19 protein-coding genes and 2 pseudogenes are annotated in these 18,753 nt (G+C 69.8%); 11 read left to right on the top strand and 10 right to left on the bottom strand.

Annotated features, from left to right (window positions below; translation table 11 throughout):
- Window positions 1-85 precede the first annotated feature (85 nt).
- The 4 genes and pseudogenes from ABZV31_RS27820 to ABZV31_RS27805 all read right to left on the bottom strand — a co-directional run bounded on the left by ABZV31_RS27820 (window position 86) and on the right by ABZV31_RS27805 (window position 1,987).
- Entirely contained in the window at window positions 86-430 is a 345-nt protein-coding gene (locus ABZV31_RS27820; protein ID WP_355899108.1) for a hypothetical protein, read from the bottom strand.
- Between the two features lie 167 nt (window positions 431-597).
- Window positions 598-1,276, bottom strand: a pseudogene (locus tag ABZV31_RS27815) (contact-dependent growth inhibition system immunity protein).
- A gap of 22 nt (window positions 1,277-1,298) precedes the next feature.
- Window positions 1,299-1,427, bottom strand: a pseudogene (locus tag ABZV31_RS27810) (hypothetical protein); the annotation flags it as partial.
- Window positions 1,428-1,510: 83 nt separating this feature from the next.
- Window positions 1,511-1,987 (bottom strand): ATP-binding protein, encoded by a 477-nt coding sequence (locus ABZV31_RS27805; protein ID WP_355899105.1) that lies wholly within the window; start codon window positions 1,985-1,987, stop codon window positions 1,511-1,513.
- Between the two features lie 228 nt (window positions 1,988-2,215).
- Here ABZV31_RS27805 and ABZV31_RS27800 point away from each other — a divergent pair, with 228 nt between their 5' ends.
- Together ABZV31_RS27800 and ABZV31_RS27795 are read left to right on the top strand one after the other, a co-directional pair.
- A complete protein-coding gene (locus ABZV31_RS27800) occupies window positions 2,216-3,097 on the top strand; it encodes a helix-turn-helix transcriptional regulator (protein WP_355899102.1) in 882 nt (293 codons plus the stop codon).
- 3 nt (window positions 3,098-3,100) lie between these two features.
- Window positions 3,101-3,289, top strand: a complete 189-nt coding sequence (locus ABZV31_RS27795) for a DUF397 domain-containing protein (protein WP_355899100.1) — start codon at window positions 3,101-3,103, stop codon at window positions 3,287-3,289.
- A gap of 257 nt (window positions 3,290-3,546) precedes the next feature.
- On the opposite strand, the gene ABZV31_RS27790 is transcribed toward ABZV31_RS27795, so the two are convergent.
- Window positions 3,547-4,452 (bottom strand): D-alanyl-D-alanine carboxypeptidase, encoded by a 906-nt coding sequence (locus ABZV31_RS27790; RefSeq protein ID WP_355899097.1) that lies wholly within the window; start codon window positions 4,450-4,452, stop codon window positions 3,547-3,549.
- A gap of 186 nt (window positions 4,453-4,638) precedes the next feature.
- Here ABZV31_RS27790 and ABZV31_RS27785 point away from each other — a divergent pair, with 186 nt between their 5' ends.
- Together ABZV31_RS27785 and ABZV31_RS27780 are read left to right on the top strand one after the other, a co-directional pair.
- Window positions 4,639-5,289 (top strand): GntR family transcriptional regulator, encoded by a 651-nt coding sequence (locus ABZV31_RS27785; RefSeq protein WP_355899095.1) that lies wholly within the window; start codon window positions 4,639-4,641, stop codon window positions 5,287-5,289.
- Window positions 5,286-6,587 (top strand): MFS transporter, encoded by a 1,302-nt coding sequence (locus tag ABZV31_RS27780; protein WP_355899092.1) that lies wholly within the window; start codon window positions 5,286-5,288, stop codon window positions 6,585-6,587. Before ABZV31_RS27785 ends, ABZV31_RS27780 begins: the two co-directional genes overlap by 4 nt.
- 23 nt (window positions 6,588-6,610) lie before the next feature.
- Here ABZV31_RS27780 and ABZV31_RS27775 read toward each other — a convergent pair whose 3' ends face one another.
- The gene (locus ABZV31_RS27775; protein WP_355899089.1) at window positions 6,611-7,435 is read right to left on the bottom strand and encodes a maleylpyruvate isomerase family mycothiol-dependent enzyme; all 825 of its coding nucleotides are present in this window, start codon (window positions 7,433-7,435) and stop codon (window positions 6,611-6,613) included.
- Window positions 7,436-7,617: 182 nt separating this feature from the next.
- Between ABZV31_RS27775 and ABZV31_RS27770 the strand changes: the two genes are divergently transcribed.
- Window positions 7,618-8,418 carry a carbon-nitrogen family hydrolase gene (locus tag ABZV31_RS27770; protein ID WP_355899087.1) on the top strand — a complete coding sequence of 267 codons (801 nt, stop codon included), beginning with the start codon at window positions 7,618-7,620 and terminating at the stop codon, window positions 8,416-8,418.
- A 224-nt stretch (window positions 8,419-8,642) separates the two neighbouring features.
- On the opposite strand, the gene ABZV31_RS27765 is transcribed toward ABZV31_RS27770, so the two are convergent.
- Window positions 8,643-9,149: an LURP-one-related family protein gene (locus tag ABZV31_RS27765; protein ID WP_355899085.1), complete on the bottom strand. Its 507-nt coding sequence runs from the start codon at window positions 9,147-9,149 to the stop codon at window positions 8,643-8,645.
- Window positions 9,150-9,434: 285 nt separating this feature from the next.
- On the opposite strand from ABZV31_RS27765, the gene ABZV31_RS27760 reads away from it, so the two are divergent.
- From ABZV31_RS27760 to ABZV31_RS27750, 3 genes are read left to right on the top strand one after another with little or no spacing between them, the layout of a single operon-like run.
- Entirely contained in the window at window positions 9,435-9,749 is a 315-nt protein-coding gene (locus tag ABZV31_RS27760) for a recombinase family protein (RefSeq protein ID WP_355899082.1), read from the top strand.
- A complete protein-coding gene (locus ABZV31_RS27755; protein ID WP_355899079.1) occupies window positions 9,746-10,231 on the top strand; it encodes a zinc ribbon domain-containing protein in 486 nt (161 codons plus the stop codon). Before ABZV31_RS27760 ends, ABZV31_RS27755 begins: the two co-directional genes overlap by 4 nt.
- 28 nt (window positions 10,232-10,259) lie before the next feature.
- Entirely contained in the window at window positions 10,260-12,104 is a 1,845-nt protein-coding gene (locus ABZV31_RS27750) for an NHL domain-containing thioredoxin family protein (RefSeq protein ID WP_355899076.1), read from the top strand.
- Window positions 12,105-12,116: 12 nt separating this feature from the next.
- Here ABZV31_RS27750 and ABZV31_RS27745 read toward each other — a convergent pair whose 3' ends face one another.
- From ABZV31_RS27745 to ABZV31_RS27735, 3 genes are all read right to left on the bottom strand, one after another.
- A complete protein-coding gene (locus ABZV31_RS27745; protein ID WP_355899074.1) occupies window positions 12,117-12,365 on the bottom strand; it encodes a DUF6458 family protein in 249 nt (82 codons plus the stop codon).
- Between the two features lie 124 nt (window positions 12,366-12,489).
- Complete coding sequence (locus ABZV31_RS27740) at window positions 12,490-13,839, bottom strand: M18 family aminopeptidase (RefSeq protein ID WP_355899071.1); 1,350 nt, start codon at window positions 13,837-13,839, stop codon at window positions 12,490-12,492.
- A gap of 106 nt (window positions 13,840-13,945) precedes the next feature.
- Window positions 13,946-15,772, bottom strand: coding sequence for an acyl-CoA dehydrogenase (locus tag ABZV31_RS27735; protein ID WP_355899068.1), 1,827 nt, complete (start codon window positions 15,770-15,772; stop codon window positions 13,946-13,948).
- A 142-nt stretch (window positions 15,773-15,914) separates the two neighbouring features.
- On the opposite strand from ABZV31_RS27735, the gene ABZV31_RS27730 reads away from it, so the two are divergent.
- From ABZV31_RS27730 to ABZV31_RS27720, 3 genes are all read left to right on the top strand, one after another.
- Window positions 15,915-16,397, top strand: a complete 483-nt coding sequence (locus tag ABZV31_RS27730; protein WP_355899065.1) for an SseB family protein — start codon at window positions 15,915-15,917, stop codon at window positions 16,395-16,397.
- 113 nt (window positions 16,398-16,510) lie between these two features.
- Window positions 16,511-17,488, top strand: coding sequence for a pirin family protein (locus ABZV31_RS27725; protein ID WP_355899062.1), 978 nt, complete (start codon window positions 16,511-16,513; stop codon window positions 17,486-17,488).
- Window positions 17,489-17,588: 100 nt separating this feature from the next.
- Window positions 17,589-18,623: an AI-2E family transporter gene (locus ABZV31_RS27720; protein ID WP_355899059.1), complete on the top strand. Its 1,035-nt coding sequence runs from the start codon at window positions 17,589-17,591 to the stop codon at window positions 18,621-18,623.
- Window positions 18,624-18,753: the final 130 nt, after the last annotated feature.

Genomic DNA, 18,753 nt, shown 5'->3' with positions numbered 1-18,753 from the left:
GGGTCAACGTCATGTGGGCCCTCCTGCGTGACGGACGGTGCTACGACCCCATACCGCCCGTCACGTCCGCCGCTTGACATCTCCATTAGGAATCGCCGACCTGGATCAGTACGGCGAAGCGGTGGCCGTCGGTACCGGCGACGAGGCTGTCGAAGGTGCATGCGGAGACGCCGGTCCCGCTGTCACCGTCACGGTTGGACCACCACTGGGCGCCCGGCCCGACCAGATTCACCACGCGCCGCGCGACGTCGTCGGCCTTGGCGGGCTCCATGAAGGTGGCTCCCGGCCACACGAGGCACGTCGAGGCAAGGCTGCCCATCAGAGCCGCCGCCTTCTTCGCGTCGACGGGTTCCAACGCCTGCTCGACCTGCTCGACGGGCACCGGAGCCGCCGGGTCGGTGGCGTACTGTTGCCAGTCTTTCCGGTGCAACTGCTCGACAGACGTGTTCGGCCGCGACGGCGGCCAGGACCCCGCGCGCACCGCCGCTCGTCGGAGGAAGCCGCCCCGAGCGGACGTACACGCGTCCCCTGTGGGACAGCTGCTTCCGTAGCGCCGTCAATTCGTCGCCGTGCTTGCCCACTTCGACTCCCTCTCCATCAAGCCGAGGACCCGTAGTCGGCACGCGGCACAGTGAGTTGGTCGGCCACCCGAGCCAGCCAGCCGCTGGGCGAGTACGGTGCCGGGGGATCGACCTCCATGCCGAGCTCGGCCACGGCGAGGGCGTAGTCGGACTCGTCCAGGTCCAGGGCGAGCAGCTCATGAAGCTCCCCGACGAGGCGGGCCACGAGCTGCGGGTCTGTCGAGTTCCTGTAGTCGTCGAGGGCCGCGTCATGGTCGTCGAACTCGTCGGGCATGTCCTGCGAGAACCAGCCGCCGAGGAACTGGCCGAGTTCGGGGAAGCGGGCGTGCCACTCCCAGTGGGTGACGGGCGCCGCCGGCGCGGGGACGTTCCCTCCTCGATGCTGTGCTTGATGTGCTCGGCGAGGCAGTACAGCCATTGCTGAATCTCGCCCTCCGTCAGCCCGACGTCGGGAATCGCGTAGAACTCCCCGAGACGCAGCCGAAGCCGCCCTGGCGGATTATCGGCGTACTCCCGCAACTGCCGCTCGGCGACGGCCAGCGCCCACGGGCGGCTGTGCCAGGTCTGCCGCAGATAGGCGACCAGGGCCTGGCTGGCTTGTCCGGGGTGTCGTCCGCCGGCTGCCCGATATAGGCACGCATCACCTGGTCCAGCTCGCCGTAACGGCGGTCGTGTTCGAAAGGGCTCAGGGGCACGGTGATCAGCCTCGGTCGCTTTCTACAGGTAGATGGGAAAGGTGGCGTGGACGACGAAGCCGTGCGGGCGGTTGTCGTCCCGTTTCAGGATCACGCGAGCCGCCCGCACATCGACGGGCTCCCGCCCGGCCGGCATCATCGCCTGCAGCACACTAGTGACCGCGCTCCGAAGGCTTCTGGGGCGACTTCGGGGCAGTGGGCCGACACTGACGTAGAAGCGGGCGGCCCCCACGGTCACTTGAAGCCAGCGGGCGGGGCAGCAGGCTTCGCGTTTGGACATCTCAGGATGTCCAGTTCCGCCCAGACCGTCTTCCCCACCGTCAGCTTCTCCACGGCCCAGCGGTCGGCCAGCGCGCGCACGATCAGCAGACCCCGGCCGAACTGGTCGTCGGTGGCGGGCGGGCGTGTTTCCGGGAGGCGTTCTCCCTTCGGGTCCGTGACGGCGATGCGCAGCGCGTTGCCCGTGAGGGACGTCTCGACGCGGAAGAGACCATCGCGCAGGCAGCCGTGCAGCAGGGCGTTCGTGCACAACTCGCTCGCGAGGAGCGCCGCGTCGTCGGCGGTCCCGGGATGGCCCCAGTCGACCGCGAGTTGGGCGACGCGGCGGCGGGCTCGGGGGATGTTCTGGGGGTACGGGTGTAGCTGACGGCGTCGTAGCGGTCGTACCGCTTCGGAGCGGGGAGCGGGCAGGAGCCGGTCATGGCGGCGCACCTCCTCGTGCGTTGCCGGGGTCCAGGTGGGGTGGCTCCGCCGTGCGGCGCGGGTGCGGGCGGCACGGTGCACTTCCGCCAACTGGTTTCGACGTGTGGGCGATTGAGTACTGAAAGTAGCGATGCCTCGACCTGCCCGCAAGCTATCTCTGGGAAATATGTCTCCAGTTCTGGTTGCGGCGCGTGACGCCGGATTGCAGACTGGCGGCCGACCTGGGAGGTAGCCGACGTGTCCGGAGGCGAGTTCAAGCGCGGAAACCGCGTATCCACCGTTCTCGCACGCAAGTTGGGCGGCGAGTTGCTGCGGCTGCGTGACGAGGCCGGCCTGACGCAGCCGCAGGCCGCGGAGGCGCTCTCGGCGACGGCGGCCAAGGTCGCCAAGATGGAGCGGGGGTGGGTCCCCTTCCGGGACCCGGACATCCGCGTTCTGTGCGAGCTGTACGGTGTGACCGACCCGAAGGCCGTGGAGCGGCTGCTGAGCCTCGCCAGGACGGATCGCGAGCGTCGCAAGGCCAAGGGCTGGTGGAATCAGTACCCCGAGCTGCGCTCCCTCGTGGAGTACGTGGCCTTGGAGGACATCGCGACCGGCGTCCGTACGTGGCAGGGTGCCTTCGTCCCGGGTCTGTTGCAGACACCGGACTACGCCAGGGCCCTGGCCATCGGCAACGCCGATTGGGAGGACCCCGAGGAGATCGAGCGCTTCGTCGAGGCGAAGATCGCCCGGCAGGCGCGCCTCACGGACGACAACCCGCTCAGCCTGTGGGCGGTGGTGGGCGAAGGCGCGCTGCGGCAGTTGGTGGGCGGCCGCGAGGTCATGCGCGTACAGCTGGCGCACCTGATCGAGGTGTCCCGGCTGCCCAACGTCAAGCTCCAGGTGGTGCCGTTCCTCGCGGGCTCCCACCCCGGTATGACCAGCGCCTTCAGCGTCGTCTCGTTCGCCGAACCCGGTGCGATGGACGTGGTCTACATGGACACGACCTCGTCTACGCTGTGGCTGGAGAGCGAGGAGGACGCCGTACGGCACAACACCAGGTTCGAGCGGATCACCCGCAGCGGGCTCGCTCTTCGCGACTCCACCGCCCTGATCGAACACATCCGCAAGGAGCTATGAGCCGTGCCGCACTTCGAGTTCGTCAAGTCCAGCCACAGCAGCGGCAATGGCGAGTGCGTAGAAGTCGCCCGCAACATCCCCGGCACCGTCGCCGTGCGGGACTCCAAGGATCCCGACGGACCGATACTCACGCTCAGCCCGGTGGCCTGGGGCTGGTTCACGGCGTACGCGCGGCGCAAGGGATCTTGCTGACGTAGGTCGCCTCATGACAGAGGGGGCCAAGCAGAGGGGCCAGGACCGCGCCGCGGCGTGTGGCTCTGGGGACGGGAGCGCGGCAGGGCTGGATGGCGCGGTCCTCCCTGCTCATGGCGGTGGGTACCGCGGTGGATGCCGTCGTCTCCCGTGCGATCGGGCTGATACGGCAGGTCCTGCAGGGTGCCGCCGCTCGTGGGAGCACGCAAACGGGCCCGCCGCGGTCGCGACGGGCCCGTGGTGCGGGTGATCGGGCGTCAGCCCAGCTTGGCGAAGCCGTAGTTCAGGAGCTTCTTCGCGTCCGCCGCGCGCTGGTCGATCGACGACGAGGCGAGGACCGTGCCGATGACCGTCTTGCTGCCCCGGGTGGCGGCGAAGACGAGGCAGTACTTGGCCTCCGGGCCCGAGCCGGTCTTCACGCCGATGGTGCCGCTGTAGCTGCTGAGCAGGGTGTTCGTGTTCTTCCACGGCGCCATCGTCCGGGTGCTGCCCGTCTTGGTGATGGTCTTGGCCGTGTAGGTCTTCGTCTTCACGATCGTGCGGAACATGGAGTTCTTCATCGCACTGCTCGCGAGCTTCGTCAGGTCGCGCGGCGTCGAGTAGTTGGCGCCGTGGCCGATGCCGTCGAACGAGTCGAAGTGCGTGTTCGTCAGGCCGAGGCTGTGTGCGGTGCTGTTCATCTTGCCGATGAACGACTTCACGCGCGCGGCCCGCGTCGAGCCCGAGCCGAACTTGTCGGCCAGCGCGTAGGCGGCGTCGCAGCCCGACGGCAGCATCAGCCCGTACAGCAGCTGGCGGACGGTGACCTTGTCGCCGACGATCAAGTGGGCCGAGGAGGCGTAGTTGTTGTCGACGATGTAGTCGCTGTACGCCTTCTGGATGGTCACCTTGGCGTCGAGGTTGAGGTTCGACTGCGCGAGCACGACCTTCGCGGTCATGATCTTCGTCGTCGAACCGGTGGAACGCCTGGTGTCCGCGGCCTTGGTGTACAGCGTGTTGCCGTTCGCGTTGTTCATCACGTAGCCGCCCTTGGCCACGATCGAGGGCGTGGCGACGGCCTGCGCGGGCGCCGCGGTGAGAGCTCCGCCGGCGAGCACGGCGCCAGTGGTCACGGCGACGGCGGCGGCTCTGCGGATACGGATGCCCTGGATGCCGGTTTTCAAGTGAGGTACCCCGATTACGTCGAATGCCCCTAGGGTGCGGCCGCGTTGGGTGTCCACAACGTGGGGCCGCAGAAGTGTGACTCGTAATTAGCACAGATGGTTGTGCGGTTGCCGGGGCGGGTTTTCTGTTGGTCCGCATGCTGGACTTCAGCAGTCATGCGTACGTGTTGTATCTATGCTGTGGGCATGAGCCTGGCCGTGAAGCAACCCCCCGCCGCCGACCGCGTCTACACCCACGTCAAGCAGGGGGTCCTGGACCGCCGCTACGAAGGCGGGACGCTCCTGACCGAGGGGGAGCTGGCCGAGGCAGTCGGGGTCTCGCGCACGCCGGTGCGCGAGGCGCTGCTGCGGCTCGAGGTCGAAGGGCTCATCAAGCTCTACCCGAAAAAGGGAGCGCTCGTCCTGCCGGTCTCCGCGCAGGAGATCGCGGACGTCGTCGAGACCCGGCTGCTGGTCGAGGAGCACGCCGCCCGCAAGGCCGTACCCGCCCCGCCCGGGCTCATCGAGCGGCTCGAGGAGCTGCTCGCCCGGCAGAAGCGGCAGGCCGCCGCCGGCGACTTCGCCGCGGCCGCGGTCACCGACCGCTGCTTCCACGCCGAGATCGTCCGCAGCGGGGGGAACGAGATCCTCTCGCGGCTCTACGACCAGCTCCGCGACCGCCAGCTGCGCATGGGCGTCGCCGTCATGCACTCCCACCCCGACCGGATCGCCAAGACGCTCGCCGAGCACGAGGAGATCCTCGACGCACTGCGCTCCGGGGACGCGGAGGCGGCCGTCGGCGTCGTCCACCGGCACGTCAGCTGGTTCTCCCACCTGGCGCGGGGGGAGGTCCGATGAGCTCCTCCCCGGTCTCCCTGCCCGGCGATCCGCCGGGCGGCCGGCGCGCCGTCGCCGTCTGGGGCATAGGCGTCGCCGTCTACTTCGTCGCCGTCATCTTCCGCACGTCGCTGGGGGTCGCCGGTCTCGACGCCGCCGATCGCTTCCACGTGAACGCCTCGGCGCTGTCCACCTTCTCCATCCTCCAGCTCCTCGTCTACGCGGGCATGCAGATACCCGTCGGCCTGCTGGTGGACCGGCTCGGCACCAAGAAGGTGCTGACCATCGGGGCCGTGCTCTTCACGGCCGGGCAACTGGGCTTCGCCTACTCGCCGTCGTACGGCATGGCGCTCGCCGCGCGCGCGCTGCTCGGGTGCGGGGACGCGATGACGTTCATCAGTGTGCTGCGGCTGGGCACCCGGTGGTTCCCGGCCCGGCGCGGGCCGCTGATCGCGCAGCTCGCCGGGCTGGTCGGGATGGCGGGGAACCTGGTGTCCACGCTGGTGCTGGCCCGGCTGCTGCACGGGCTGGGCTGGACGCCGACGTTCGCGGGCAGCGCGCTGGCGGGGGTCGTGGTGCTGGTGCTGCTGCTCCTCTTCCTGAAGGACCACCCCGAGGGGTACGAGCCCGAGCCGCTGACGCACCAGGGCGCCGCGTACGTCCGCCGGCAGATCGCCGCGTCCTGGCGGGAGCCGGGGACGCGGCTCGGGCTGTGGGTGCACTTCACGACGCAGTTCCCGGCGATGGTGTTCCTGCTGCTGTGGGGGCTGCCGTTCCTGGTGCAGGCGCAGGGACTGTCGCGGGCGACGGCCGGGGACCTGCTCACGCTCGTCGTGCTGTCGAACATGCTCGTCGGGCTCGTCTACGGGCAGATCGTCGCCCGGCATCACGCGGCGCGGCTGCCGCTCGCGCTGGGCACGGTGGCGGCGACGGCGGTCATGTGGGCGGTGACGCTGGCGTATCCCGGTGGGCGGGCACCGATGTGGCTGCTCGTCGTGCTGTGCGCGGTGCTCGGGGCGTGCGGGCCGGCCTCGATGATCGGGTTCGACTTCGCGCGGCCGGCGAATCCGCCGGAGCGGCAGGGGACGGCGTCCGGGATCACCAACATGGGGGGTTTTGTCGCCTCGATGACGACGTTGTTCGCCATGGGGGTGCTGTTGGACGCGACCGGGGACGACTACGGCGTTGCCTTCTCCGTGGTGTTCGTGCTTCAGGCGCTGGGGGTCAGTCAGATTCTGCGGTTGCGGAAGAGGGCGGCCCGGCGGGAGCGGGAGCGGTTGGTTGCCAGCCGGGTCGAGACGGTGCACGTTCCGGCGTAGGGCCCCCGGTGCAGGCAAGCCCGCTACTGCGTCACCGTAAAGTTCCGCAGGATCGCCGCCGCCAGATCCAGGTCGCCCTCCGTCTTCACCCGGTCCGCCACCGCCTCCGGTGCCACGCGGCCGCAGGCCAGGCGGACGTACGTCTCCCAGTCGAGGGAGAGGGTCGCGGCCGGGCCGAGGGCGGGGGCCGTTTCCAGGGTGCCGCGGCCCTGGATGTCCACGCGGATCGTGCGGAGGAACTCGACGGGACCGTGGACGTCGAAGACGATGGCCGAACTGCGGGGGGCGTCGGCCCTGGTCGCGACCACCTCCGGGAGTTGGGCGAGGAGGTAGTCGCGGGCCACGTGCGCGCCCGGTGAGTCGAGGTTGCCGGGGCGGCCGAGGGCCGCGCGCAGGTCCTGCTCGTGCACCCAGATGTCGAACGCGCGGTAGCGCATGGCCTCTTCGAGGGTGATCTCCGCGCCGAGCGGTCCGCGCACCTTGGTGCCGGGGTCGCGCGTCTCGTTCCGCAGCTGGCGGTTGCGGCGGATGATCGTGTACTCCAGCTCGGCCGTCATCTCCGGCGCCGTGTGGTGGCGGCGGACGTCGACCTGCATCTCCATGTAGCGCTGGTGTTCGTTGGTGACGTGGAACAGGTCGCGCGGGAGCGCGTGGATGGGACGCGGGTCGCCGAGCATCTCGCAGTCCATGCCGATGACGTGCGAGACCACGTCGCGGACCGACCAGCCGGGGCACGGGGTCCGCCGGTTCCACTCCCCCTCCACGAGCGGCTGCACCAGCTCGGATATCGCTTCGACGGAGTGGGTCCAGGCGTCGGCGTAGGGCTGGAGGGTGGGATGCAGACTCACGGAACGGGACCCCTCGGCGGTCGGTACACGGGCAGGTTGTGGCGGCATTGCCAATGGGAGGTGGCTGCTGTCGGCGGGTGTCTCGGAACGCTAAGTTACGCTGCTGTGAGGCACCCCGGCAGTGCTTTCGTGTGACGATGGTAGGCCTGTGTGGACGGCTCGAATGCCAGGACGGTGGTAGTGTGCGCGCCTCGCTGATCCAGATCGCCATAGACGAGGGCGAATCGGTCGAATCGCGTCGGCGACGGGTGGCCGCGCTGGTACGGGAGCAGGCCGGCGCCGACCTCGTCGTGCTGCCGGAGCTGTGGACCACCGGGGCCTTCGCCTTCGAGGAGTTCGAACGCGCGGCCGAGCCGCTCGAGGGGCCCACGTACGAGGCCATGGCGAAGGTGGCGAGCGACGCGGGCGTGTGGCTGCACGCGGGCTCGATCCCCGAACGCGACCCTGAGGGGCCGCTCTACAACACCTCCCTCGTCTTCACCCCCTCCGGCGAGCTCGCCGCCGCCTACCGCAAGATCCACCGGTTCGGCTTCGACAAGGGCGAGGCCGTGCTGATGGGCGCGGGGCGGGAGCTGGTGACGGTCCGTCTGCCTGGGACGACCCTCGGTCTGGCCACCTGTTACGACCTCCGTTTCCCCGAGCTCTTCCGCGGTCTCGTCGACGCCGGGGCCGAGACCCTGGTGGTCCCGGCCGGCTGGCCCGAGCGCCGGCGTGCGCACTGGACGCTGCTGGCCCAGGCGCGGGCGGTGGAGGACCAGGCGTTCGTGCTCGCGTGTGGAACGGCCGGGACCCATGCGGGGGTTCCGCAGGCGGGTCACTCGATCGTGGTGGATCCCTGGGGCGAGGTCCTGGCCCAGGCCGGCCCCGACGAGGAGGTCCTCACGGTGGAGTTCGACCCGGGGAAGGTGGCGACGACGCGGGAGCAGTTCCCGGCCCTGAAGGACAGGGTGCTGGGGCTGGAGCCGCCGCTCCGCCGGGGGTAGCCGGGCCGGAGCTGCCCTGCCATCAGGGGTCGCCGGGCCTGGAGCCGCCGCGCCGCCGGGGGCAGCCGGGCCTGGAGCCGCCTTGCAGCCAGGGGTAGCCGGGTGGTCTGGAGCCGCCGTGCCGCAAGGGGTAGTCGGGCCGGAGCCGTCGCGCCGCCAGGGGTAGCCGGGTGGTCTGGAGCCGCCGCTCCGCCGGGGGTAGCCGGGCCGGAGCCGCCGCGCCGCTAGTCGTCGTCCTCGCGTTCCTCCCGTTCCTTCTCCGCCAGGTGGATCACGCACACCGCCACCGCGATCAGCAGCGCCGGGTCCGCGTCCTCCCGTACGACGTCGACGCCGTACGTCTCCACGACGCTCAGCCACCGCCGGGAGATCACGGCGAGCAGCTCCCCGTCGTACTCGACGGCGAACTCGCGGTCGAGGATCTTGCCGCTGACGTCGAGTTCGGTGCCGTCCACCAGGGACACCCGGTAGTGGTTGCGCAGCAGCGACAGCCGCTTGCGCCGGATCTTCGCCAGGGCCTCGCCGCCCCGCTCGATCATCATCGTGTCCCGCAGGGCGAACATTTTCTGGTGGATGTCGATCAGGACGCAGCCCTGGGCGTCCTTCAGCTCGAAGGTGGCCCGCAGCCGCATGGCCTTGCCGTCGACGAGGAAGACCTTGTTGCCCTGCTCGTCCTCGATCCAGTAGTCGTCACCGATGCCGAGGATCCGGTCGCGTACGAGGAATCTCATGTCCTCACCGCTTCCCCGGCGGCCGGTCCGAAACGCCGCCGGTAGGCCGACGGACTGAGCCCGCTCGCGCCGCCGCAGACGTCCCCACAGGTTTGAAGCGGCGGTGCGGGGTCGCCGGGGACACCGCTGCCCAGGCCCAAGGCCCGACACCGGCGACCGCGACGACGCCGTACCCGACCACCGGAATGCGACGACGGGGCATGTGTTGGCCCAGCGGCTGGGGGAGTTCATTACTACCTTCGAACCCCCTGTTTGTTACCAGAGTGAGCAACTCTGGGAGGGAACTTGCAGCACGGCGATTCATACGCTGGTCTATATCTTCGGCTGTCGCTGGACCGCGAGGGCAAGACCGCCATTCAGCGGCAGGAGGTCGACTGCCGGGACTGGGCAGCCCGGCACGGCTTGGCAGTCCGAGAAGTCCACGTCGACCGAGGGAGGTCCGGCTACAAGGACGTGGCGCGGAGTGGCTTTGACGCGGCCACGAATGCCGTGACGTCCGGTCTGGTGCGGACCTTGATCGTGTGGAAGCTGGACCGGCTCAGTCGCAAGGGGACGGCGGAAGTCGGTCCACTTCTGGATCAGTTCGACCGGGCACCGTGATCCGCGAACCGGCGGCCCTGTGGTGGTTGGTGAGGGGATCGTTCGTCACCCCTGAGGAACAGCGGCAGATCGTCGCCGCGCTGGGATCCAGGACCCGGCTCCGAGGCGGCGGCGTGAAGCAGCCCGTCCGCGGCCCCGCTCACCTGCTGACCGGGTTGCTCTTCTGTGCTGTCGAGGGGTGCGGCATGCGCATGAGCAGGAACGGCACATCGTACGTGTGCCAGGGCGTTCGCCTCGGACACACCTGCCCGGGAGCACGGGCGATGGCCACCTGTGTGGAGCGCGCCGCGGTCGGTGCTTTCCTCGTCAGAAATCCGGACCTGGCGGCGCTGTGGGAGAGAAGTGACCTATCGAAGCGGCGAGCTCTCCTGTCCGACGCCGTGGACAGGGTCTGGGTGACCAGAGCTCCGGGAAGGGGACGTCGCTTCGATCCCGAGAAGCGGCTGCACATCATCTGGGCTGGTGAAGGCCACGACGAGTAGTGGTACGCGCATGTGGTTGGCTTGAGTCATGGCAAAGCGCGCACGTGTCCGTGCTCCCGAGCTCACCGGCAAGGGCGGCTGGATCAACACCGGTGGCAAGGAGCTCAGCCTTGGCAGGCTCCGTGGACGCATCGTAATCGTTGATTTTTGGACGTTCTGTTGCGTGAACTGTCTCCACGTCCTGGACGAGCTGCGAGAGCTCGAGGAGAAGCACCGGGACACCGTCGTGATCATCGGGGTGCACTCGCCGAAGTTCGTGCACGAGGCGGAACACCAGGCGGTGGTCGACGCCGTGGAGCGGTACGGCGTGGAGCATCCGGTGCTCGACGACCCGGAGCTCGCGACGTGGAAGCAGTACGCGGTGCGGGCCTGGCCGACCCTGGTGGTGATCGACCCGGAGGGGTACGTCGTCACGCAGCACGCCGGCGAGGGGCACGCGCACGCCATCGAGCGGCTGGTGGAGGAACTGGAGGCCGAGCACGCGGCCAAGGGCACGCTGCGGCGCGGCGACGGGCCGTACGTGCCGCCGGAGCCGGAGCCGACGGTGCTGCGTTTCCCGGGCAAGGCGCTGCTGCTGCCGAGCGGGAACTTCCTGGTCAGTGACACGACCCGGCACCAGCTGGTGGAGCTGGCCGAGGACGGGGAGAGTGTGGTGCGGCGGATCGGGTCCGGGGCGCGCGGGTTCGCCGACGGTCCGGCGCAGACGGCCACCTTCAACGAGCCGCAGGGTCTCGCGCTCCTCGACGACGGCTCGGTCGTCGTCGCCGACACGGTGAACCACGCCCTGCGGCGCCTCGACCTCACCTCCGGTGAGGTCACCACGCTCGCGGGAACCGGCCGACAGTGGTGGCAGGGGTCGCCCACCGCCGGACCCGCCCGCGAGGTCGACCTGTCCTCGCCGTGGGACGTGGCCTGGTGGAACGACAAGGTCTGGATCGCCATGGCGGGGGTGCACCAGCTGTGGGCGTACGACCCGGCCGACGGAACCGTCGCCGTCACGGCCGGGACCACCAACGAGGGGCTCGTCGACGGGCCGGGTCCCGAGGCCTGGTTCGCTCAGCCGTCCGGCCTCGCGGCCACCCCCGAGCGCCTGTGGCTGGCCGACTCCGAGACCTCCGCCCTGCGCTGGGTCGACCTCGACGGCGTCGTCCACACCGCCGTCGGCACCGGCCTGTTCGACTTCGGCCACCGCGACGGGGCCGCCGCGCAGGCCCTGCTTCAGCACCCGTTGGGCGTGACGGCCCTCCCGGACGGCTCGGTCGCCGTCAGCGACACCTACAACCACGCCCTGCGCCGCTACGACCCGGCGACCGGCGAGGTGACCACCCTGGCCACCGACCTGCGGGAGCCCAGCGACGCGGTGCTGGTCGGCGACGACATCGTGGTCGTGGAGTCGGCCCGGCACCGGCTGACCCGGCTGCGCCTGCCGGAGGAGGCGGTCCGGGTCGAGTCCGTCGCCCACCGCACCCAGCGCGCGGCCACCGAAGTCGCCCCCGGCAAGCTCCAGTTGGATGTCATCTTCCAGGCCCCGCCGGGCCAGAAGCTGGACACCCTCCCCCAAGCTCTCGACTCCGCTCGAGCAGGGGGGACCCCCATCGGCCCCTCCACCCGTCTGCTGGTCTCCTCGACCCCACCCGAGCTGCTGCTCGACGGAGAGGGCGCGGGAACGGACCTGTCCCGCACCCTGGAGCTCAACCCCGCCGTCCCGGAGGGCGTCCTGCACGTCTCCGCGATGGCGGCCTCCTGCGACGACGACCCCTCCAACGAGTACCCGGCCTGCCATGTGCACCAGCAGGACTGGGGCGTCCCGGTCCGCCTGGTCGAGGCCGGTACGGACCGGTTGCCGCTGGTCCTGGCCGGTATGGACGTCTGATCCGGCGCGTGCTCACACGCCGTACCCGTCGGTGTAGCCGTCGCGGTGGTGGTGCCGTTCCTCTTCGACGACGGTCGTCGAGGGCGGCACCATGACGCGGCGGCGCCGCGCGATACTGCTGAACGTCGTGACGCCGATCAGCCCGACGATCATGAGGATGATGCCGACCAGGTCGAGGTTGACCCCCTGCATGTGCCAGTCGGTCGCGAACGTGAGGATGGCTCCCACGGCGATGAGGATGATGCACCCGCCGAGGCTCATGAGTGTCGCCTCTCTGTCCGGTGTCAGGTCCGGCGGTTCCGGTCTGTTCCGGTCCCTTCCGGTCAACTCCGGGTACCCGTAAGTCCGGTGACCATGCGGAGGCGGCCCTTCACGGGCCGGGCGGTCAGCCCTCCAGGAACGCCACCAGCGCGTTCGCCAGCAGGAACGGGTCGTCCGCGGCGCACAGTTCGCGGGCGCTGTGCATCGACAGGATCGCCACGCCGATGTCGACGGTCTTGATGCCGTGCCGGGCCGCGGTGATCGGTCCGATGGTCGTGCCGCACGGCATGGAGTTGTTGGAGACGAAGGACTGGAAGGGGACGCCGGCCTTCTCGCAGGCGGCGGCCCACACGGCGCGGCCCGAACCGTCCGTCGCGTAGCGGTTGTTGACGTTGACCTTGAGGATGGGGCCGCCACCGGCGCGCGGGTGGTGCGTGGGGTCGTGCCGCTCGGCGTAGTTGGGGTGGACGGCGTGGCCCGTGTCGGAGGACAGACAGACGGTGCCCGCGAAGGCGCGCGCCCGGTCCTCGTACGACCCTCCGCGCGCGAACACCGAACGCTCCAGCACGCTGCCGAGCAGCGGTCCGTCCGCGCCGGTGTCCGACTGGGAGCCGTTCTCCTCGTGGTCGAAGGCGGCCAGCACCGGGATGGACGGCAGTGCGCCCCCGGCAGCCGCCACCGCCGTCAGCGCGGCCGTACCGGCGTGCACGGACAGCAGGTTGTCCATGCGCGGGCCCGCGACCAGCTCCCGGTCCCGGCCGAGGTACGCCGGCGGTTCCACGGAGTGCACCATCAGGTCCCAGCCGGCCACCTCGCCCGCCGGGAGCCCCGTCTCCTCCTCCAGGAAGGCGATCAGGTCGCCGTCGCGCACCTCGTCGCCGAGGCCCCAGACCGGCTGCAGGTGCCGCTGCTTGTCGAGCTTGAGTCCCTCGGTCGACACGGATCGGTCGAGGTGGATGGCGAGCTGCGGAACGCGCAGCAGCGGCCGGTCGACGTTCACCAGCCGCGTCGAGCCGTCGCGCAGGGTGAGCCGGCCGGCCAGGCCCAGGTCGCGGTCGAGCCAGGAGTTGAGCAGCGGCCCGCCGTAGATCTCCACGGCGACTTGGCGCCAGCCGTGCGCACCGGTGTCGGGCAGCGGCTTCACGCGCAGGTTGGGTGAGTCGGTGTGCGCGCCGACGATGCGGAAGGGGGTGTGCGGCGCGGTGCCCTCGGGGACGTGCCAGGCCACGATCGCGCCGCCGCGCAAGACGTACTTGCCGCCGCTCGTGCCGTCCCAGGCGTCCGTCTCGGCGACCTGGCGGAAACCGGCCTTCTCCAGCCGTTCGGCGGCGTTCGCGACGGCGTGGTACGGCGACGGGCTCGCCGCCAGGAAGGACATGAGGTCGGCGGTGTGGCTGCGGTCGAAGGTGAGAGGTGCGCGCGAAGCGCCCCCTGGAGGGGTGGCGGCGGGAGACGGGCGGGCGCTTGTACTCATGGGTTCACCTTAACGACGGACGAGGGCCCGTTCCCTGTGATCGGGAACGGGCCCTCGTGAGGGCGATGTGGAGTTTCCGGGCAGCCCTGGGGTCGGAGGGAAGTGACTAGAAGGCGGCCTCGTCCAGCTCCATCAGGTCGAGGTCGACGTTCTCCGCGACCTTGCGGGCCAGGGTGACGCCCGGCAGGACGTTGGCCGCGAAGAACTTCGCCGCCGCGATCTTGCCCTCGTAGAACGCCTTGTCCTTGCTGGACGCGGTCTGAAGCTTCTCGGCGGCGATCGCGGCGCCCTTGAGCAGCAGGTAACCGACGACGACGTCACCGGACGCCATCAGCAGGCGGGTGGTGTTGAGGCCCACCTTGTAGATGTTCTTGACGTCCTGCTCGGTGGCCGCGAGGTCGGTCAGCATCAGGCCGACGATGGCCTCCAGCTCGACGGCCGCCTTGGCGAGCTGCTCGCGGGCGCCGGCCAGCTCCTCTCCGCCGGTGCCGAGCGCCAGGAACTTCTTGATGTCCTCGGCGAGGGAGTTCAGCGCCGCGCCCTGGTTGCGGACGATCTTCCGGAAGAAGAAGTCCTGGCCCTGGATCGCGGTGGTGCCCTCGTAGAGGGTGTCGATCTTGGCGTCGCGGATGTACTGCTCGATCGGGTACTCCTGCAGGAAGCCGGAGCCGCCGAAGGTCTGCAGCGACTGGGCGAGCTGCTCGTAGCCCTTCTCGGAGCCGTAGCCCTTGACGATCGGCAGGAGCAGGTCGTTCAGGGCGTGCTCGGCGGAGGCGTCCTCGCCGCCTGCCTCCTTGACCGCGATCGCGTCCTGGATCGAGGCGGTGTAGAGGACGAGGGCGCGCATGCCCTCGGCGTACGCCTTCTGCGTCATCAGCGAGCGGCGCACGTCCGGGTGGTGCGTGATGGTGACCTTGGGCGCGGTCTTGTCCATGAAGTTCGCCAGGTCGGGACCCTGGACGCGCTCCTTGGCGTACTCCAGCGCGTTGAGGTAGCCCGTGGACAGCGTGGAGATCGCCTTCGTGCCGACCATCATGCGGGCGAACTCGATGATGCGGAACATCTGGCGGATGCCGTCGTGCTTGTCGCCGATCAGCCAGCCCTTGGCCGGGTGGCGGTCGCCGAAGGTCATCTCGCAGGTGTTGGAGGCCTTCAGGCCCATCTTGTGCTCGACGTTGGTGGCGTAGACGCCGTTGCGCTCGCCGAGCTCGCCGGTCTCGAAGTCGAACAGGTACTTCGGGACGAGGAAGAGGGACAGGCCCTTGGTGCCCGGACCGGCGCCCTCCGGCCGCGCGAGGACGTAGTGGAGGATGTTCTCCGCCATGTCGTGCTCACCGGAGGTGATGAAGCGCTTCACGCCCTCGATGTGCCAGGAGCCGTCCTCCTGCTGGACCGCCTTGGTGCGGCCGGCGCCGACGTCGGAACCGGCGTCCGGCTCGGTGAGGACCATCGTCGAGCCCCACTGCTTCTCGACGGCGATCTTCGCGATCTTCTTCTGGACCTCGTTGCCCTCGTCGAAGAGGATCCCGGCGAACGCCGGACCGGAGGAGTACATCCACACGGCCGGGTTCGAGCCGAGGATCAGCTCCGCGTAGGCCCAGATCAGGGACGGGGGAGCCGTCGTGCCACCGATCTCCTCGGGCAGGCCGAGGCGCCAGTACTCGGAGTCCATGAAGGCCTTGTAGCTCTTCTTGAAGGTCTCCGGGATCGGCGCGGTGTTGGTCTCGGGGTCGAACACCGGCGGGTTGCGGTCGGCGTCCGCGAAGGACTCCGCCAGCTCGTTCTCCGCGAGCCGCGTCAGCTCCTCGAGGATGCTCTTCGCGGTCTCGGTGTCCATCTCCTCGAACGGGCCGGTGCCGTACAGCTTGTCGCGCCCGAGTACTTCGAAGAGGTTGAACTCGATGTCGCGGAGATTCGACTTGTAGTGCCCCATGGCGACGGCTCCGTAGAGAGATCGGCGAGGCACTGACTCCTCGCACTAGTTCACGTACCAACAAGTAGCTACGATGATGCTACCCGTCGGTAATAAGAAGCAACCCCGAGTGGGTCATCTGTGACTCAGTACTCTTACGGGCATGTACGGATACGGCCAGACCATGGACGGTGGTGCTGCTCAGCAGCAGTACGCCTCGCCGCAGCAGCAGATGGCCGGCGGCGTCGGCGGATACGGCCAGCAGCCGCCGCTCTATCCCGAGCCGTCACCGCCCTCGCTCGCGGACGCGGTGCGTGCCTTCACCACCGGGCAGATGCCCGCGGAGGAGTTCCAGCAGATCTTCGCCACGTCGAAGGTGTACTGCCCGCGGGGTGACACTCCCGGCTTCCTCGCCCTGCACAATACCCAGCAGCCGGTGATCCCGATGTTCACCTCGCTGAAGGAGTTGCGCCGGTACGCCGGCAAGGAGTCGAAGTACTTCGTGATCACCGGCGCCGAGGTGATCGACCTGCTGCCCACCGGCTACGGCTTCGTGCTCGACATGGAGGGCGAGCACCGGATCGTCTTCGACGCGAAGGCGGTCGAACAGATGGTCGAGTTCGCGATGCGTCGGATGTACGGCTGAGCGGGCCCCCGGCCCGCACCGAGCCCGGAGGGAATGCCCTCCGGGCTTTTTCTGTTGGGGCTGGTAGAAAGTTCAACGCTCAACTAAAGTGGGCGTACCAAGGAGGTACCGACATGCCTGCAGTGACCGTCGAGAACCCGCTGACGCTGCCCCGCGTGACCGCGCCGGCCGACGCCGTGGCACGTCCAGTGCTCGCCGTCACGACCGCTCCGAGCGGATTCGAGGGCGAGGGCTTCCCGGTACGCCGGGCGTTCGCCGGGATCAACTACCGCTACCTCGACCCGTTCATCATGATGGACCAGATGGGCGAGGTGGAGTACGCGCCGGGCGAGCCCAAGGGCACTCCCTGGCACCCCCACCGCGGCTTCGAGACCGTCACGTACATCATCGACGGGGTCTTCGACCACCAGGACTCCAACGGTGGTGGCGGCACCATCACCAACGGCGACACCCAGTGGATGACCGCCGGCTCGGGCCTGCTGCACATCGAGGCCCCGCCGGAGTCGCTGGTGATGTCCGGCGGCCTCTTCCACGGCCTGCAGCTGTGGGTGAACCTCCCCGCCAAGGACAAGATGATGGCCCCCCGCTACCAGGACATCCGCGGCGGCAGCGTCCAGCTGCTCACCTCCCCCGACGGCGGCGCGCTGCTGCGCGTCATCGCCGGTGAGCTGGACGGCCACCAGGGCCCCGGCATCACGCACACGCCGATCACGATGATCCACGCCACGCTGGCGCCGGGCGCGGAGATCACCCTGCCCTGGCGCGAGGACTTCAACGGCCTGGCCTACGTGCTCGCGGGGCGGGGCACCGTGGGCGCCGAGCGCCGGCCCGTCCACCTCGGCCAGACCGCCGTCTTCGGTGCCGGCTCCTCGCTGACCGTCCGCGCGGACGAGAAGCAGGACTCGCACACGCCGGACCTGGAGGTCGTGCTCCTCGGCGGGCAGCCGATCCGCGAGCCCATGGCCCACTACGGCCCGTTCGTCATGAACACCCGTGAGGAACTCATGCAGGCCTTCGAGGACTTCCAGAAGGGCCGCCTGGGGACGATCCCGGCCGTCCACGGCATGACGGAGAGCGGGCCGCAGGCCTGACGCCCCGTCGGGACGAAAATCGCCCGCAGGCCTGACGCCGCGTCACCCGGCCGGGCTGTCCGCACAGGACAGCCCGGCCGAGGCGTGTTTGGCTGGAGGCGTGCAGCTGCTGCCCGAGCCCGTCCGACGTCTCGCCGCCTGGTGCGCCGTCGTCCTGCTGGTGTCCGGGGTGGCCTGGGTCGGGGTCCGGCTCTGCATCACGTTCCGGACCGCCGTGACGCCGGTGCTGCTGGCCCTCCTGGGGACCGCCCTGCTGCGGCCCCTCTTCCGATGGCTCGTGCACGCGAAGGTCAACCGCTCGATGGCCGCCGGACTGACCTGCGTCGCCGTCCTGACCGTGGTCGGCGGGGCGGCGTACATCGTGGTCGCCGCGCTGATCGACAGCGGGGACCAGATCGTCTCCTCCCTGAAGAACGCCGGGAAGTCGCTCGCCGCGCACTTCGGGGCGGCCGGGACCTCGCTGGACGACGTTGCCTCCCACGCCAGGGAGCTGCTGACCAAGTTCGGCGGTACGGCGGCCTCCAACGTCATCAGCGGGGTCAGCGTGGTCGGCGAGATCATCGCCATGGCCGTGCTGGCCCTGCTGCTCGTGTTCTTCTTCCTGCGCGACTCCCACCTGGCCGCGGACACCTTGCGGACGATCGCCCCGCGCGGCACCTCCGACGCCGTGGAGGCCATGGCCCGGCGGGCGTTCCGGGCCGTCGAGGGGTTCATGCGGGGGACCACCGTGATCGCCCTCATCGACGCCACCCTCATCACCGTCGGGCTGCTCGTCCTCCGCGTGCCGGGGGCGGTCGGACTGGGCGCGCTGGTCTTCGTCGGCGCGTACATCCCCTACCTCGGCGCCTTCATCTCCGGTGCCATCTCCGTGCTGGTCGCGCTCGCCGACCGCGGGTTCGTCATCGCGCTGTGGGCGCTCGGGGTCGTGCTCGCCGTGCAGGTGCTGGAGGGGCACGTGCTGCAGCCGGTGATCCAGAGCCGGACCGTGCACATGCACCCGGCGGCGGTGCTGCTGGCGATCACCGCGGGTGCGTCGGTCGCCGGGATCGTCGGCATGCTGCTGGCGGTCCCGCTGACGGCGGCGGCCGCCGGGATCCTGTACGAGCTGCGCGAGCGGTACCCGTCCCTGCCGTAGGACCCCGTAGGACCCGTAGGACCCGCTTCCCATGCTTCTGACCCGCTTCTCATGCCTCTCGGCCAGGGCCGCCGTACCGTCCCCACTTCCTGGCGGGACCGCGGGGCTCACTTCTTGGTCGGCGACTCGT

The sequence above is a fragment of the Streptomyces sp. NPDC005202 genome (genome assembly GCF_040608235.1).
Lineage (GTDB): Bacteria > Actinomycetota > Actinomycetes > Streptomycetales > Streptomycetaceae > Streptomyces.
Note: the sequence above shows the minus strand (reverse complement) of the source record. Positions and strands in the feature narration are given on the sequence as shown.

What these genes read in the sequence shown, in the direction of transcription:
- ABZV31_RS27765 (WP_355899085.1), bottom strand. Translation starts at nt 9,149, where the DNA reads ATGAGATTCCTCGTACGCGACCGGATCCTCGGCATCGGTGACGACTAC.
- ABZV31_RS27750 (WP_355899076.1), top strand. Translation starts at nt 10,260, where the DNA reads ATGGCAAAGCGCGCACGTGTCCGTGCTCCCGAGCTCACCGGCAAGGGC.
- ABZV31_RS27725 (WP_355899062.1), top strand. Translation starts at nt 16,511, where the DNA reads ATGCCTGCAGTGACCGTCGAGAACCCGCTGACGCTGCCCCGCGTGACC.
- ABZV31_RS27730 (WP_355899065.1), top strand. Translation starts at nt 15,915, where the DNA reads ATGTACGGATACGGCCAGACCATGGACGGTGGTGCTGCTCAGCAGCAG.
- ABZV31_RS27785 (WP_355899095.1), top strand. Translation starts at nt 4,639, where the DNA reads ATGAGCCTGGCCGTGAAGCAACCCCCCGCCGCCGACCGCGTCTACACC.
- ABZV31_RS27780 (WP_355899092.1), top strand. Translation starts at nt 5,286, where the DNA reads ATGAGCTCCTCCCCGGTCTCCCTGCCCGGCGATCCGCCGGGCGGCCGG.
- ABZV31_RS27740 (WP_355899071.1), bottom strand. Translation starts at nt 13,839, where the DNA reads ATGAGTACAAGCGCCCGCCCGTCTCCCGCCGCCACCCCTCCAGGGGGC.
- ABZV31_RS27745 (WP_355899074.1), bottom strand. Translation starts at nt 12,365, where the DNA reads ATGAGCCTCGGCGGGTGCATCATCCTCATCGCCGTGGGAGCCATCCTC.
- ABZV31_RS27735 (WP_355899068.1), bottom strand. Translation starts at nt 15,772, where the DNA reads ATGGGGCACTACAAGTCGAATCTCCGCGACATCGAGTTCAACCTCTTC.